This is a genomic window from Paenibacillus sp. MDV22-iso6 (assembly GCF_058408365.1).
Window position 1 is genome coordinate 291,562 of record NZ_JBZVDZ010000001.1, and the last position, 16,662, is coordinate 308,223.

Genomic DNA, 16,662 nt, shown 5'->3' on the forward strand with positions numbered 1-16,662 from the left:
AACCCTCTACAAAATCCAGACAGGACTCAGGATGGCTCGTCATTCTGAAGATCACAATACTTGAAACACCGGTTGCTCACCAATAAAATGAACAGGCAATTCCGGGAAAGCTGTAGCCAATCTTTCAGACAAAAGCTTCATTCCGGAAGCCTCACTCTCGGCATGGCCGATCATAAGAAGAGCCTTTTGTTTTCCTTGCTGCACAGCATCTCGTATGTACTCCGGTGTCTCCCATTCGAATCCTTCACCTGCGATAATCAGATCCAGCTCTTCCTGTTGAAGCAGAGGAATGGTCAGATTGCCGTTGCCTCGAAAACCTACAAGCACTGCTGCTTGTCTGCATACCAACCTTGGATCACCAGCCAGGCGTATATATTCGATTCCAAGCGAACGTTTAATATGTTCTGCAATAAGCTGAACTGTCATTCCTTCCGGAAAGGATAGAATGTCAGCTTCCGGTTTACGCTGTACCACATAAGGGGACCATCCTAATGCCTGAACCAATCCTTCCGTAATGCCATCCAGTTGAAAGCGGTGAATTGCATCATGGCAACGATAGATCGCAATTCCACCATTATCGATTAGCGTTCTCTTGGTTTCATAGACCGGATCATCAGCCAGCCAATCGGTATGGCTATGATGGTTATAGAAGGGAGGTTCATGAGCGATAATTAGATTAGCTCCACGCTTTATGGCGTGCTCAATCACATGTTGTGTAGGCATAAAAGTTACAAAAACGCCTGTGACCGTTTGGTTGGGTGAACCCGTAATCAGTTGATCCACGGTGTGTTCAGGTAACTCAACATTTTCCGTGAGATGTTGTATAATGTCTTGAATCGTTATGTTCATAAGTATAATTCCTCCAGTGACAGGATATAGGATTAGTTTACCATTTTGAAGTAAGAACGGCACTTTAGCTTAGACTTGCTAGATAGGGGAAAAGAGGTTATACTAACCAAAAGAAACGGAATGAACGTTCATTCCTAAAATAAGGAGGGATAGATTCATGGCTAAAGGCAGCAAAAAAGATGATATTTATGCAGCTGCTTTAACGCTTTTTGCCCAACGGGGGTTCGATGCAACAACCATGCCGATGATTGCGGATTCGGCTCAGGTAGGAGCGGGAACCATATATCGATATTTTACGAATAAAGAAGTATTGTTGAATGAACTCTTTCAGAAAAGTATCAGGGAGTTCCTTGATGCCTTGAGGCAAGGCTTTCCGGATAAACCCATTTCCGTACGTGAGCAGTTTCATCATATATTCCGTGGATTGTTTAAGTTCGCTGAGTCCAACCCGGATCGGCTAAAGTTTATTAACTCTACTGGTAATGCACTGCATTTTCACGATGAAAGCAAGGAAAGCGTCAATGAATTTATGGGGTTTCTGAATGAATGCATCCATAAGGGGCAGCAGCAGGGAGCTATTCTTATGTTGCCGACAGAAGCGTTAATGAACATTGTCTACGGTGCTTCTATGCATTTGTTTGAACACTTTAACAAAGGTCTTTTGGAAGCAACGCCGGAGTTAATGAACCAGCTTGAGGAGTGCCTGTGGAATGCCATTAGAGTCCATTGATTCTATTGGCCTTTTTTACAACATAAACGGAATGAACGTTCATTCCTATACTAGACATAAGGTGTGTGAGGATAAAGTATGAGTAAACTTAGAAACCCCAGAGCGCTTTCCTTGATTTTATGGATACTTATTACCGTAGTTTCTGTAATGACGATGCCTGATTTTGGTCAGCTGGTCAAAGAAAAAGGAGAAATTTCAATTCCTGAAACGGCTCAGAGCCAAATTGCAGCTACGATGATGAAAGACATGGATAAGGATAGTGGGAATACCTATTCAATCATCGCTGTATTTAACAGTGGAGAAGGTGCACAGGCATTAACCAAGCAGCAGAAGACGGAAATCGAATCTGTTTTGTCCAACCTGAAAAATCAGGAGAAACAACTGAATATAGAGACGCTCACAACCCATCTGGATGGTGAAGAGCAAGCTGGTCGACTTATATCCGAGGACGAAACCACGATTTTAACCCAAATCACAGTCACTAAGGATGAGGATATTCCCCTTTCGGAAGTGGTGAGTCAGTTAAATGAGGCGACAGCCATCTCAGATGTGAATACATATCTGACAGGAGCAGATCTGATTGGTGATGACTTTGGCAAATCGATTGAGGATGGGGTACAGAAAACAGAAATTATCGCGGTTATTTTTATCCTCGTTATTTTGATTATTATTTTCAGATCACCGATCATTCCCGTTATCTCACTGCTTACGGTGGGTATATCATATGTTGTTTCATTAGCGATTGTGGGTCATCTTGTAGACGTGTTTAACTTTCCGTTCTCTAACTTTACCCAAGTGTTTATGGTTGTGATTTTGTTTGGGATCGGTACGGATTACAATATTTTGTTATACACCAGATTTAAGGAAGAGTTAAGCAGACAGGGCGGGGATGTACTTCTCGCAACCAAAACGACGTTTAGAACGGCAGGACGTACTGTGTTATACAGTGGTATTGCTGTATTCATCGGATTCCTTGCTCTGATGCTCGCCAAGTTTCAGCTGTACCAGGCAACCTCTTCAGTGGCATTTGCAGTAGCGGTTCTCATTGTCGTCCTCAATACGTTGAATCCATTCTTCATGGTTGTATTAGGCAAAAAGATGTTCTGGCCATCGAATAAATTTGAAGGTCACGCAGATAGCCGCTTATGGGGATTTTTGTCTCGGAACGCGGCAAGTAGACCTGTTCTTGCCATCATTCTTGTTGCCGTAATCAGCATTCCGTTTTTGTTCAGCTACAGTAACCGGCTTAGTTATAATGATCTGTTTGAGGTCAATAACAATTATACATCCAAACAGGGAATTAATCTGATCATGGATCATTACCCACCAGGTTTCTCTGCCCCAACCACACTGGTTGTACAATCCGAGCAGTCGATGGATAACCAAACGTTTTTAAAAGCACTGGATGATCTGACGGATAAAGTATCCAAAATGGATGGTGTGTCCGTAGTTTATAGCGTTACCCGACCAACCGGAACAAAAATTAAGGAATTGTATATCAATGATCAGGCTGGTGAGCTTAATCAAGGTATTGGGAAAGCGAACAATGGATTAGGCACCATCAACGAAGGATTATCTTCTGCTGCAGGCCAATTGCAATCTTCCAATGATCTGAGTGATGTGCAGCAGCTGATTGATGGTACAAGCCAGTTGCAAGAAGGAGTGTCAGCTCTGGGGAAAGCCATGAATCAGGTGACAGTCGGGTTGAACGATGGGAGGAAAGGCGCAGATACATTGAAAAATGGCCTGGCTACCCTCAGAGAAAAAGTAGATATACTATCTAAAGGTACAACTGAGTTGCATCAAGGATATGCTGATCTTGAACAGGGACTAGGCTCGTTCAGAGATACTTTTAATAGTATGAAAACAGCAATTCAGGGTGCACTAGATGCCTACGCTCAAATCGAAAGTAGTATGACAAGACTCATTACGAATCATCCTGAGTTACAGCAGGAAGAAGATGCGGTACAAATCATCGGCATTACCCAGGCGGCTCAAAGCGATCTGAACAAGTTATACACACAGATGGACCCGCTGATGGTGCAGTACAATGGTGCTCTGGGTTCATTCAAGGAAGCGAACAAAGCCCTGGCTCAGGTTAACCAAGGTTTAACTCGGGTGACTTCGGGTGTGGGTCAACTTGAAGGTGGAGCCGGAGAGTTATCTGCAGGTCTGGTTAATGGTGCAAGTGGCAGCAAGCAGATCGCTGGGAAAACGTCTGAAGTTGGAAAAGGACTAGTACAAATTAATCAAGGACAAAATCAGTTATTGACCGGTCTGAACGATTTGCAAGCGAAGATGGGTGAATTGAAATCGGGACTCACCGCAAGTACAGAAGGGCTTACAGATGTTTCCAAAGGTCTTGGGGATGCAGAGGAGTATTTGGGCAATCTGGGACAGTCCGATGCAGCCAAAAGTTTCTATATTCCTGAAGAGGTATTAACAGGAGAGGAGTTCCAAGCATCGTTAGATACTTATATGTCTGATGACCGGAAGACTGCGGAAATATCCATCATTTTAACAGACAATCCTTACTCTAAAGAGGCGATGGATGTTGTCCAAAATCTGAGCAACCAACTGAACACAGCCCTTGTTGGTACGGATTTGAGCGAAGCCAAAGTGGCGCTTGGTGGGGTGCCTTCACAAAATCTTGATCTACAAAAATTAGCTGGAGGTGACCTGAGCAGAACTTCCATGATTATGTTGATTGGGATTGGGCTCATTCTTCTGGTAATCATTCGTTCATTCTGGCAGTCCGTAATCATTGTTGGTTCGTTGTTCCTGACGTATTACGTTGCGCTTGGTCTGAATGAATTGTTAGTAGTGGGGCCGCTTAACGTGGATTATCTGAGTTGGAACGTTCCTTTCTTCAGTCTGATTATGATCGTTACACTTGGCGTGGACTACAGCATTTTCCTCATGATGAGATATCGAGAGATTGAAGGTGATCCGGTTCATAAAATCACGGAGGCTTCCCGCAATATCGGAGGAGTCGTCATCTCTGCCGCTGTTATTTTGGGAGGTACCTTTGCTGCCCTGATTCCTTCCGGTGTAGTTACATTGATTGAAGTTGCTATATCTGTCATTATTGGATTGGTATTACTCAGTTTTGTGATGCTCCCAATCTTGTTACCCGCTTTGATCAGTCTATTGCATAAGTTAGCGAATTGGGGATCTAAATCAGATGAAAATAAATAATTAATATTAATCTATGCTTAGCTAACGACTCCTGATCAATATATGTCAGGGGTCGTCTTTACTACTTCCTATAAAATAGAATTAAAGAGTTCAAGCTGGTTAGTATAATCGAACAAACGTAATAAAGATGTAACGATGCTGGATTCATATAGTTTTCTCGTACAAGAAAAAGTATACTTACATAGAGTCTTTATCTAGATGAAATGGAGTATCCATTCTAACCTACACTGAACATTCAGTTAAGTATAAGTCTTAATTCTGATGAAGAGATCCGACTTAGAAGGGCGATGATTACATGACAGCCAGTACCATTATGGAACGTCTGAAGAGTGAGACAGCTCATTATCACAGACAAGTGGAACAGAACGAGTATGCCAAGGCTATTATGAATCAAACCGTTAGCTTGGGAGAGTATAAGAAATATCTGGAGAAATTTTACGGGTTCCTGAAACCATTGGAAGAACAAGCTGTACAGCAGCCTTTCTGGGAAAGCACGGGACTGGATATCGGGATTAGAGGAAAAGCAAATTTGCTTGAAAATGACCTGCGGAATCTGGGCGCCAGTGAAGAGGAAATCAGACAGGTTCCTTTATGTAAGGATCTTCCTGATATATCGACACCAGCAAGGTTATTCGGTTATTTATATGTCATTGAAGGATCTACGAACGGAGGTCAGATCATGACCAAACGTTTGTCGCAGTTCCTGCCGATTGAAGCAGATCGGGGGTTGGAATATTTTAATGCCTACGGTACGGAAACCAGAACGAGATGGGCAGAGTTCACGGAACTACTGCGTCAATCCATCACGGGGGAAGAAGATCACGACATCATGGTGCACACGGCTTCGGAAACATTCCGATTACTTGATCAATGGATCAATACAAATACGGATAATCTGTAAGTTGAAAATAGAGTTATCACATCATGAGAGGGGATTTTTCAGGCTATGCCCGAATCGAAGTCCAAGAAAGAAAATAATTTGCTTAACCGTACATTGCTTAATCAGGGTACGTACACCAATGATCCAATTGATCTAAACAATTGCGACAAAGAACCCATTCATATCCCCGGCTTCATTCAACCTCATGGTGTGCTCTTGGCTGTGAGCACCAACAATATACCGACTATTGTACAATGCAGCCAAAATACGGAGGAACATCTCGGTCTTACTACGCAAGAGGTGCTGGGCCTTCCACTCGAACATCTGATTGGCAAGGATAATATAAGGCAGGTACTGGCACGCACCTTCAGTGCATCTGTAACATCAGACCTGCAATATATGGATCTCACGATTAACGTATCTGGAAATGAGCAGGTCTTCACTTCTGTCATTCATGAGAGTGAAGGCCTGTTAATTTTGGAAATGGAGCCTTCCTATGAAAAAGGAAATATGGAAGGGAATGATTTTGAGTGGATTTCCAGCTTCTTCAGCCGACTTAAAAGTACTGATAATCGGGTGGAAGCGAGTCAAGTAGCAGCCGAACAAGTGAAGGAAATGCTCGGGTATGACCGGGTTATGATCTATGAATTTGACGAACAATGGAATGGAAAGGTCATCGCGGAAGCACGTGAGGAAGAGCTCGAACCGTTTCTCGGGCACCATTATCCAGCGTCAGATATTCCCAAACAGGCACGCGAGTTGTACCTGCGTAATTGGTTGCGCACCATCGTGAACGTAAATTATAAGCCAGTGGAGATCGTGCCCTTGCTTCAACCCTTGACGGGCAAACCACTTAATCTGAGCTTGTCGGTTCTGCGTAGTGTATCCCCGTTGCATATTGAGTATTTGCAGAACATGGGTGTCGGAGCAACCGTAACCATCTCTCTGATTCATGACAACCAACTATGGGGCCTGATTACATGTCATCATTATTCAGCCAGATATATACCTCATCGTGTTCGGAATTTGTGTAACTTCCTGGGTTCATTCTTCTCAAGTGAACTGTTTCAACGTCAGCAGCTGGATGAATATCAGGCTGAGATCAGGTCACGTGAAGCGGCTACCCAAATTGCCAATATTTTTATTGGAAATACAAGTCCAGTGAGGATTATTGAGGAATTGCATGGCGAAGAGCAGACTTTATTAAGTTTGATGGATGCTTCGGGAGCTGCGATCTGTTATCAGGACAAGCTGCTGTTATATGGCGATACGCCGGCACGAGAGCAAGTACGGGAATTGGCTGCATGGCTAGCGGGCAAGTCGGTAGATTACAGTTATCACACCTCCAAGCTGAGTTTGGAGTATGATCCTGCTAAAGCTTACAAGGAAAAAGCATCGGGTATTGTTTATGTTGCCATATCCCCTGGGCAGCATCATTATATCATCTGGTTCCGGCCTGAAGTGGTTCAGCTTGTGGATTGGGCAGGTGATCCAGCCAAAGCCGTGATCAAAACCGATGATGGCATGCGTCTGTCCCCCCGGAAATCCTTCGAGAAATGGAGAGAGATTGTCCAATCGACCTCCTACCCGTGGACAACGAAGGAGCTGAATGTGCTTCCATTGCTCAAAAGCATCGTACGCCGTCAAACGGAGAACCAGCTTGTTCAGGCAGAGGAGCAGGCGTTGCAGAATGCACGTATTTTGCGTCAAAATGAGCAGCGCTACTTACAGTTGATGGAGTTTTCCACGGTGGCGTTTTTTACGTTGACGGACGGATTCGTTATTTATTGCAATAACAAGGCAGCTGAATTGCTTGGCTATGAAAATTCTAAAAATCTCATCAGCAAGGACTTCAGGGAATTTGTACCTGATAAGACGAAAACGATTTTGCAGCAAAACCTGGAGGAACTGAAGCTCAATAATACGCGTCTGTTTACTAACCAGGCGTACTTCACCACAGCAACGGGCACGTCCCTGCTGCTTGAGATTACACTGGCTTCTGTTACACATGCAGGCAAACCCTCAGTGATGGTCCTTCTGAACAGTGGCGCATCGAATCATGATCAGGATCATTATACGGAGACAACCAGCCAGCTCCAGAACTATCTCAATACAGATCCGTTAACAGACATGCCGCTTCAAACCATATTCCAATCCCAACTTCAGGATGATTGGAATGAATGTTTGCAGGAGAAATGCAGTTTGGGACTGTTTATTATAGATATCGATGATTTCCGTTCATATAATGCATCTTATGGACTTCAAGGTGGCGATCTGTGCCTGCAGTGGATTGGAGAAGTGCTGGCGGTGGTCAGTGAGCAGAATGATGCCATCATCTCCCGTCTTCGGGGAGGAACCTTCATGTTGAAACTGAAGAATGCAACATCAGAACGTTCAGCGGAGCTTGCCGAAGAAATCAGACAACATGTGCTTGCACTTCAAATTCAGAGAGATCTGTCCAGCCCGAGTGACGTGGTCACTGTTAGCGTTGGCGGTGCGGTAATGGTTCCTGAAGAGAAGCTGATGATGTCGAATCTGATTGAAAAAGCCAGTCAGGCCCTTGCTCAAGCCAAGAGTGACGGGAAAAATCGGGCTATCATGGTTTGATACGAGGTTGTACTAGCCTTACTGTAAAAGGTGCGGCAAAATGGTATAGAGGGAAGGCATTTAAACTGGATATCAGTTTGAATGTCTTTCTTTTTTCTGCTAATAAGGAAAGTATTATTTTCATCACCGCAGGCACAGGACAAGTGTTATAATGATGAATATGGATACACTTGTTCGTATTCACACGTAGAGGACGGTGAAACGGAATTCAATGAAAGAGGATTCAAGACAACTGGAATTTATAGAGATAGATCTAAGCGAAGAGCCTATCACAGCGGCAGTCCCGGTTCCTGATCGTTCAACGATTGTCCGTGCTGATTTTGATATAAGATTACCTGGCGGCATATTGTCTTCTGAGAAAAGGTTTGTAGAGGAAGCAAGGCAACTCATTGAAGTGGAAGGGGAGCAGGCTCCCTTTGTTCCTTTTATGAGTTATTGGCCGACTTATGGTGTAATGAACGAACCCCAGCGCAAGTGGTATATGTATTGGAGGACGGAAGTCCGGCAAGGACATTTCCCTGATACGGATCTGTCCTATCTGTTTGTTCATATTTATGAGCTGATAAACGGAATTGGTTGGCAGGAACCACAGGAAGGTTACGACCAATTAAAAGAACTATGGCTCAACTATCGTGAACGGCTTCCGCAGTTGGATGTGTACATGCAGGAATGGATTATTGATTATGATCTAGTCCATGAGTTGAACATGTCATTATCCGAGATGGTGGAGCTTTCGAGTGGCTATCTTCCACCGGAGATTCTGGATATGGAATTGCAACGGCTGTTGAGCAGCAATATATCGGATATCTCGCTGAAGTTGTTACAAAGATATTATGACTACGACATTACGCTCAGTAAATTTTACAGAGATGGCGGTATGAAGGTTCTGGAACAGTACATTCCCCGAGTTATGGTTTTGGTGGATTCTTATCTACTGCGTACACGCAAGGCAGGCATATTGGATCAGTTTGAGTTAAATCATGAAAGGACTATCGAACGTACGCTGTTTCGAAAAGCTGTATATGACGAATCCATTTATGGAAAATCGGTTCGAATGACATATGTTCCGATTGGAGAGCATGCAGATTTTGTCCAGTTTGTAACCCGAGTTTTTCGATGCACGGAAAATAAATGCCGTGAACTGCTCGGTTTCAGAGGGCGACTTCGTGGAAAGACGCTTGAACCTGAGCTTGCAAACGTGATTGAACGTTATCTGGACAAGGCCTTTGCAATCGAGCAAATGCCAGTTGTAGAGCAACCGATAGTCCGGATTGATGCAGAGAAACTTGCTTCGCTGCAAAAGGAAAGCGAATATGTGCGCAGAGCACTCATGATCGAAGAAAATCATACCTCCGAAGATGAGGATGCAAACAATGTGAGCAGCCTACCCACTACCGTGATCCAGAATTCAACGGAAGAAGCTGAAAGTGCTAAGCAGTCTAACCAACAGGAGGTTGACGTTGAGGGAGCGCTTAATACTGATGGAGGACAAGAAAACGGGATTAACGAGCCATTATCATTACAATGGGAGGCGGATTTTTCTGCTGATCTGGATGAAGAGTGGATACAGTTTTCTGAAATGCTATCTCAGCAGCATGTACAGGCAATTCACGCCTTGCTTGGCGTCAATCCGGATACGGAGCTGATGCGGGTGGCTGAGCAATACGGCACGATGCCTACACTCCTGTTGGATGAAATTAATGATATGGCCATGGAAACGATTGGTGACCTTTTGATTGAAGGTGATCGGATGGTTTCGGATTATATAAATGTGTTTGAACATGTGAAGAGGTGATTGGGCAGTGGCAGAACTTAAAATACCGAAGCGGCTGACTACCGCACTAGTGAATTCGTTGACAGCTGGCGTTGTGCCACGAATCGGACTGGAGCAGATTGCTGTTGGTCGGAAGTCTGAAGTGGACGCGATCTTGCGGGATATGGACAACATTGCGGAAGGCGGGGCAGCTTTTAAGCTGATTACAGGAAGGTATGGAAGCGGAAAAAGTTTTCTGTTACAGATGATTCGTAACTATGCGATGGATCGGGAATTTGTTGTGGCGGACGCCGACTTGTCACCTGAGCGCAGACTGGTGGGAACCAAAGGTCAGGGGCTTGCAACATACCGTGAGCTGATGACTCGTCTGTCTACTCGTACACGTCCGGATGGCGGGGCACTGGAACCGATTTTGCAAAAATGGATCGCTGGTCTTCAGCAGCAAGCGATGCAAAGTCAGGGCTTGCGCCCGGATGATCCTGCTCTTCCTGCTGAAGTCGAGAAGCAGATCTATGCGGTGACAAACGAAATGCAGAATTTGGTGCATGGATTCGATTTTGCCAAGGTGCTAGCTTCGTACTGGAACGGCTATAAATTGGCGGATGATGACCGCAAACAAGCGGCGCTGCGCTGGTTGAGAGGGGAATTCGCAACCAAGACCGAAGCCAAGAAAGAGCTGGCTGTTGGCGTCATCATTGATGATGATAACTGGTATGACTACTTCAAATTATGGTCGGAATTTACGGCACGGATAGGTTACAAAGGACTGCTGTTGTTCATAGATGAAGCGGTGAATCTGTACAAAATTACAAACAGCATATCCCGGCAAAGCAACTACGAGAAGCTGCTTACCATGTTCAATGATACGATGCAGGGTAAAGCAGAACACCTTGGTATCTTTGTAGGCGGCACACCACAATTTGTGGAAGATGAGAGACGCGGACTCTTCAGTTATGAAGCACTTCGTTCGAGACTCATTGATGGCCGCTATGCAGCAAGAGAATATGCGAATTATACCGGACCGATCCTGAAACTTTCGATGTTGTCCCATGAAGAGATTTTGATTCTGTTGCAAAAGCTGCGTCAGATTCATGCCCTGCATTTTGGATATAGTGCTAGTCTAACAGACGAGGATTTAGTTGATTTTATGCAAACAGCGGTCAACAGGCTCGGCGCGGATGAGTTACTGACCACACGTGAAGTGGTACGGGACTTCATGGATGTGCTGCACACGCTCCTTCAGAATCCTGAAGTGACCTATGTTCAATTACTTGGTGAGCGAGCAGTCAAACCGCAGGAAGCAGGAAAAGGAACGGATTCTTCATCTGCTGATGATTTGGATGATTTTCTGGCGGAGTTTGAATTATGAGTGAGAACCCTTTCTATCGACTGGCACCTTTTGTACAGGAATTTATTTATAAAAAAAGATGGGAATCACTTCGGCCTGCCCAGATTGAAGCTTGCAACATTTGCTTTCATACCCCGCATCATATGCTGATTGCGGCAGGCACAGCATCCGGTAAGACGGAGGCGGCTTTTTTTCCTGCACTGACCGAGCTGCATGAACGGCCCTCCAAATCCGTGGGAATCTTGTACATCGGGCCGCTTAAGGCACTCATTAACGACCAATTCGAGCGACTAAAGGACTTGCTGTCCGAGGGCAATATTCCGGTATGGCACTGGCATGGAGATGTGCCTCAGGCAGAGAAAACACGTCTCATGCGAAGTCCATCCGGTGTGCTTCAAATTACGCCTGAATCGCTCGAGGGTCTATTGATGAATCGTCCCAATGCCATTCCGGCGTTATTTCATGATCTGCGGTATATCATTATTGACGAGGTTCATGCATTCATGGGAGCGGATCGCGGCATTCAGGTACTGAGTGAGCTGGCGCGAATTGAACGTATTGCTGGATGTAAACCGAGAAGAGTGGGATTATCTGCGACACTAAGTGATTATGATGCTGCTACAGCCTGGCTCGCTGCTGGAACTAATCAGGGGGTGGATGTGGTTTCTTCCCCCGGTGGTCGCAAGCTGCGTTTGCGGGTGGAGCATTTTTCGTTTCCAGATGCACGGGATGAAGAACAGGCGGAACATCTGCATAACGCACGTAAAGTCTATTACGACTTCATATATGAGAGTACACATCGCAAAAAAGCTTTGATATTCACCAATAGTCGAACGGATGCCGAAGTCACTATACTTGAGATGCGGCGTGTCGCCGCACGGAGACAGGAGCGGGACGTATTCCATGTTCATCATGGGAGCATTTCCGCCATGTTGAGAGAAGAGACCGAAGCCGCCTTACGAACCGGATCAGGGCCAGCAGTAGCTGCGGCTACCGTAACGTTGGAACTGGGGATTGACCTGGGTGAACTGGAGCGAGTTGTGCAGCTTGGAGCACCTTATAGTGCATCGAGCTTTGTTCAGCGCCTTGGACGGTCAGGCAGGCGTGAGGATATGGCTTCCGAGATGTTATTTGTATGTCCGGAAGAAGAGGATGAGGAAGCTCAATTGCCTGCTCGGATGCCATGGACACTCATGCGGGCTATTGCTGTTATTGAATTGTATGTAAAGACCAAGTGGGTTGAACCACTTGAGGCCCGGAAGATGCCGATGGGTGTGCTCTATCATCAGACGATGAGCATACTGAAAAGCATGGGGGAGGCTGAACCCAAAGAATTGGCTGAGGCCATGCTTTCGCTCGCACCATTCAAGGAGATTCGTGCAGATCAATATCAGATTTTTCTAAATTATCTGATTGAGACTGACCATCTGCAATGGACAGAAGATCGGACTTTAATCATCGGGCTTACGGGTGAGAAAACCGTCAATAACTATCGCTTTTATGCGGTGTTCAAAGATGATGAAGAGCACAAAGTGCTGAACGGTTCCGAGGAGATCGGGTCGATTACAACCGTGCCGCCTCCTGGATACTGTTTCTCTCTTGCCGGGAAACTGTGGAAAGTGGAAGAGGTCGATCACAAGCATAAATCCGTGTATGTGAAGGCAGCAAAAGGAAAAGTGGATACGTTATGGCTGGGTGCGGGTGGGGACATTCATACGACGGTCGTCCAGAAAATGCGTGAAGTACTGTCCGACACGGTGATATATCCGTATCTGTCTCCGCAAGCGGTAAATCGATTGGAACGCGCCCGTCGACTTGCACGTGAAAGTGGGTTGCTGAAACAGGTTGTCATTCCAGCTGGAGGAGATTCCTTGTATGTATTACCTTGGGTGGGAAGCAAGTCTTTCCGCACACTGGAACGTTTAATGAAGCACAATTTGTCTGACAAACTTGCCTTGCGATCTGTTGTACCTATGGAGCCTTATTATTTTGTCGTGTCAGGCAAAGTGGATGGTCGCACACTTTTGGCCGAGATCATGAGTGAATGTCGAACAGCGGAAGACGCATCTGCGTTACTTTCAGAAGATGAAGCACCGTATCTTGGTAAATACGATGAATTTGTGGCTCCTCCTTTGATCCGAGAGGCCTTTGCAGTGGATGGATTGGATTTAAATGGTCTCAAAGAAGGGTTGCAGCAAACGTTAACATGGGATTCTTCATCTATAAAATGACGTAATAACGTATGTCTTTTGTTTTTAATTTGAATTTAAAAAATTTAAATTGTGAATCAGGGTTGACACCACCTCACCTGCCATGTAATATATGAAAAGTCGTCACACACGAATCGCAAACAACAAATGCATATTTCATTTCGTATAACCTCGCAGGCCGAAAGTGTACACAGGGCGAGGGTCTCTACGGGAAGCCTATACTTCCTAACTACGATGCCAGGAATCATTGTATTCCTTGCTCGTAGTTAGGATTTTTGCATTTGGATGGTGTCTGTGACCTTGGCATGGATCAAACATGCGGACGCATTTTTCGATCATCAGGAGGTTTATCTACAATGAAATATTATCTGTCCGTTCTCGCAGGAGCGATGAGCTATGGCATATTATCCACAATTGTGGTTCTGGCTTACGGCGAAGGGTACAAACTTGGAGAGGTCGTGGGCACACAGCTGATCACGGGCTTCATCCTTTCCTGGATGCTGGCATTATACTCGAAGTTTAGAATGAAACGGAAATCACAGGCAGATGGAAAAACATCAGCAACCGTGGCAAAAGCATTCCAGAAATTAACGTGGAAGCAACGTTTGATATTGATGGCTGCAGGGACGCCGACGGTGATTACCGGTCTTGTCTATTATCAGTCTTTACGATACATTCCTGCGTCACTTGCCATTATTCTTTTGTTCCAATTTACGTGGATTAGCGTATTGATTCAGGCCGTGAGCAAACGTCAGCGTCCTGACAAAGTAACGTTCCTGACTTTGATTATCCTGTTTGGCGGAACATTGCTGGCAGCAGGTTTCCTGGAACAGGGACTCGGAGAGTTTAACGGCTTGGGCATAGCGCTTGGCTTAATGGCGGCTGTAAGTTACTCCCTGTTTGTAATGTTCAGTGGTAAAGCGGTTCCATCAGCACATCCGGCTTTTCGCAGTGCATGGATGGTGACCGGAGGTCTGGTCTTGCTGTGCATCCTGTTCCCGCCGACGTTCCTGTTTAACGGATTGATTTGGAGCCAGCTGCTTGTCTTCGGATTGTTGCTTGGCTTCTTCGGAGCTTTTATCCCACCAGTACTGTTCGCAGTAGGTGTGCCTCATATTGGGGGCGACATGGCCGGAATTCTTGGTGCAGTTGAGCTCCCAATCGCGGTGCTGCTCTCAGCCATTGTGCTTCACGAGCATGTGAGCCCATTGCAATGGATCGGGGTTATTGTGGTGCTAATTGGTGTAGCACTGCCAGAGATCTATAAGTTACGGATGAGACGAAGTCGAAATACACCTCTATATTCCTGAGTGGAATTAGATAGAATGATAAAGACAAGAACTATAGCTGAAAGAGCCTGAGTGATTCAGGCTCTTTTTTGATGAATATATTTATTGGGCTAAGTGATGTCCCATCGATATGGCCCATTCGAGTCATTTTCAATTTTAACCGGATGGGGTATGCTGAAGAAGAGTTGCAATAGAATGGGAACATAGACAGAGGAGCGTTGAGATGAAAAGCTGGATTAGCAAAACCTGGCCTTGGCTTACGCTGGGAATTACTGTAGTTGTGCTGCTTGGATCTTTTATGGTGTATTTTATGGGCAAGGACATGTCCCCAGGCTCGGGAAGTGCCGTAACGGCCAAAGCCGAGACGCCGGAGGACTTGAAGGGATATGAAGTTGTTAATGTTAACGTAAGCAATGACGGTTTTGAACCTGATGTTATTGAAGTTAAATCCGGAGTCCCTACCAAAATCAACTTTATTCTTACCCGGCAGGTCACACACGTTAAATCGGTGGCATCAAGTAAGCTTGGCATGGATATGTACATGCAAAAGGGTGATAATTACTACACCTTGGACAAAGATCTCCAGCCTGGGGAATATGAAATTCACTGTGGCATGTACATGATTTACGGAACGGTTAAGGTCATATAGTGGACAGGAGCAAAGATTCTTCAATTGAATCTTTGCTCCTCTTTTGTGTGCGTGATATCATGGACTAGTGATCAATTTCATCTGGAGGTGGCCAAATATGAAAGCGCTATTTATTGGAGGAACAGGTACCATCAGTACAGCAATTACCGATCAGCTTGCCAAGCAAGGCTGTGAACTTTATTTGATCAACCGGGGTAATCAAAATGATAATTTGCCTGCGCAAATCAAAGTGCTGCAAGCCGATATTAACGATGAAGCGCGGGTTGCGGAGCTGATTGCCGACCTGGAGTTCGATGTTGTCGCAGACTTTATCGCGTTTGTACCTTCCCAGCTGGAGAGAGATTACCGTTTGTTCAAAGACAAAACAAAGCAGTTTATATTTATCAGTTCGGCATCTGCCTACCAGACACCACTTGCTGATTATCGGATCACGGAAGGTACGCCTTTATCCAATCCGTATTGGGAATATTCACGCAACAAAATTGCATGTGAAGACTATTTGATGAAACAGTATCGTGAAGAAGGATTTCCGGTAACCATTGTGCGTCCAAGCCATACGTATAGTGAACGTTCTGTACCTCTCGGTGTACACGGGGCAGAGGGAAGTTGGCAGGTCCTCAAGCGCATACGTGAAAATAAACCCGTACTCATTCATGGAGATGGTACATCTCTCTGGACCATAACGCATAACCGTGATTTTGCCAAAGGATTTATTGGCCTTATGGGCAATATTCACGCCATTGGTGAATCGGTACATATTACCTCGGACGAGTCAGTAACCTGGAATCAGATCTATGAGATTATTGCAGGAGTGCTTGGTGTCAAGCTTCATGCGGTTCATGTATCTTCCGAGTTTTTGGCGGCGTGCAGTGATCAGGATCTTAGAGGCGGTCTGCTGGGAGACAAGGCGAATACGGTTGTATTTGATAACAGTAAGCTAAAAAGGCTTGTTCCAGAATTTGTGGCAACGATCAGGGCCGATCAAGGAATCCGGAGCACCATAGAATATATTCTTGCACATCCTGAATTGCAGACCGAAGATCCCGAATTTGATGCATGGTGTGACAAGGTGGTTGGAGTATTGGATGAAGCGTTGCTGAAAATTAGAGATGAGAAGTGAGGCGAGCA

The 16,662-nt window shown here is 45.2% G+C and carries 11 protein-coding genes; 10 read left to right on the plus strand and 1 reads right to left on the minus strand.

Annotated features, from left to right (window positions below):
• Positions 1 to 51: 51 nt before the first annotated feature.
• Positions 52 to 849: a Nif3-like dinuclear metal center hexameric protein gene (locus AC4PM4_RS01380; protein WP_488730842.1), complete on the minus strand. Its 798-nt coding sequence runs from the start codon at positions 847 to 849 to the stop codon at positions 52 to 54.
• 157 nt (positions 850 to 1,006) lie between these two features.
• Here AC4PM4_RS01380 and AC4PM4_RS01385 point away from each other — a divergent pair, with 157 nt between their 5' ends.
• From AC4PM4_RS01385 to AC4PM4_RS01430, 10 genes are all read left to right on the plus strand, one after another.
• A complete protein-coding gene (locus tag AC4PM4_RS01385) occupies positions 1,007 to 1,579 on the plus strand; it encodes a TetR/AcrR family transcriptional regulator (protein ID WP_063563484.1) in 573 nt (190 codons plus the stop codon).
• 78 nt (positions 1,580 to 1,657) lie between these two features.
• Entirely contained in the window at positions 1,658 to 4,777 is a 3,120-nt protein-coding gene (locus tag AC4PM4_RS01390) for an MMPL family transporter (RefSeq protein WP_491612519.1), read from the plus strand.
• A gap of 295 nt (positions 4,778 to 5,072) precedes the next feature.
• Entirely contained in the window at positions 5,073 to 5,678 is a 606-nt protein-coding gene (locus AC4PM4_RS01395; protein WP_063563486.1) for a biliverdin-producing heme oxygenase, read from the plus strand.
• Positions 5,679 to 5,723: 45 nt separating this feature from the next.
• Positions 5,724 to 8,264, plus strand: a complete 2,541-nt coding sequence (locus AC4PM4_RS01400; RefSeq protein ID WP_491612521.1) for a diguanylate cyclase domain-containing protein — start codon at positions 5,724 to 5,726, stop codon at positions 8,262 to 8,264.
• A 196-nt stretch (positions 8,265 to 8,460) separates the two neighbouring features.
• Complete coding sequence (locus AC4PM4_RS01405; protein ID WP_491612522.1) at positions 8,461 to 10,059, plus strand: TerB N-terminal domain-containing protein; 1,599 nt, start codon at positions 8,461 to 8,463, stop codon at positions 10,057 to 10,059.
• A gap of 7 nt (positions 10,060 to 10,066) precedes the next feature.
• A complete protein-coding gene (locus AC4PM4_RS01410) occupies positions 10,067 to 11,407 on the plus strand; it encodes an ATP-binding protein (RefSeq protein ID WP_491612523.1) in 1,341 nt (446 codons plus the stop codon).
• Positions 11,404 to 13,617: a DEAD/DEAH box helicase gene (locus AC4PM4_RS01415; RefSeq protein ID WP_491612524.1), complete on the plus strand. Its 2,214-nt coding sequence runs from the start codon at positions 11,404 to 11,406 to the stop codon at positions 13,615 to 13,617. Before AC4PM4_RS01410 ends, AC4PM4_RS01415 begins: the two co-directional genes overlap by 4 nt.
• A 335-nt stretch (positions 13,618 to 13,952) precedes the next feature.
• Positions 13,953 to 14,906 (plus strand): EamA family transporter, encoded by a 954-nt coding sequence (locus tag AC4PM4_RS01420; RefSeq protein ID WP_063563491.1) that lies wholly within the window; start codon positions 13,953 to 13,955, stop codon positions 14,904 to 14,906.
• A 202-nt stretch (positions 14,907 to 15,108) separates the two neighbouring features.
• The gene (locus tag AC4PM4_RS01425; protein ID WP_063563492.1) at positions 15,109 to 15,534 is read left to right on the plus strand and encodes a cupredoxin domain-containing protein; all 426 of its coding nucleotides are present in this window, start codon (positions 15,109 to 15,111) and stop codon (positions 15,532 to 15,534) included.
• Positions 15,535 to 15,631: 97 nt separating this feature from the next.
• Positions 15,632 to 16,654 carry an SDR family oxidoreductase gene (locus tag AC4PM4_RS01430; RefSeq protein ID WP_064638770.1) on the plus strand — a complete coding sequence of 341 codons (1,023 nt, stop codon included), beginning with the start codon at positions 15,632 to 15,634 and terminating at the stop codon, positions 16,652 to 16,654.
• Positions 16,655 to 16,662 lie beyond the last annotated feature (8 nt).

Bases quoted from the DNA above. Each gene is read 5' to 3' on its own strand.
- AC4PM4_RS01380 (WP_488730842.1), bottom strand. From the start codon at position 849: ATGAACATAACGATTCAAGACATTATACAACATCTCACGGAAAATGTT.
- AC4PM4_RS01385 (WP_063563484.1), top strand. From the start codon at position 1,007: ATGGCTAAAGGCAGCAAAAAAGATGATATTTATGCAGCTGCTTTAACG.
- AC4PM4_RS01390 (WP_491612519.1), top strand. From the start codon at position 1,658: ATGAGTAAACTTAGAAACCCCAGAGCGCTTTCCTTGATTTTATGGATA.
- AC4PM4_RS01395 (WP_063563486.1), top strand. From the start codon at position 5,073: ATGACAGCCAGTACCATTATGGAACGTCTGAAGAGTGAGACAGCTCAT.
- AC4PM4_RS01400 (WP_491612521.1), top strand. From the start codon at position 5,724: ATGCCCGAATCGAAGTCCAAGAAAGAAAATAATTTGCTTAACCGTACA.
- AC4PM4_RS01415 (WP_491612524.1), top strand. From the start codon at position 11,404: ATGAGTGAGAACCCTTTCTATCGACTGGCACCTTTTGTACAGGAATTT.
- AC4PM4_RS01420 (WP_063563491.1), top strand. From the start codon at position 13,953: ATGAAATATTATCTGTCCGTTCTCGCAGGAGCGATGAGCTATGGCATA.
- AC4PM4_RS01425 (WP_063563492.1), top strand. From the start codon at position 15,109: ATGAAAAGCTGGATTAGCAAAACCTGGCCTTGGCTTACGCTGGGAATT.
- AC4PM4_RS01430 (WP_064638770.1), top strand. From the start codon at position 15,632: ATGAAAGCGCTATTTATTGGAGGAACAGGTACCATCAGTACAGCAATT.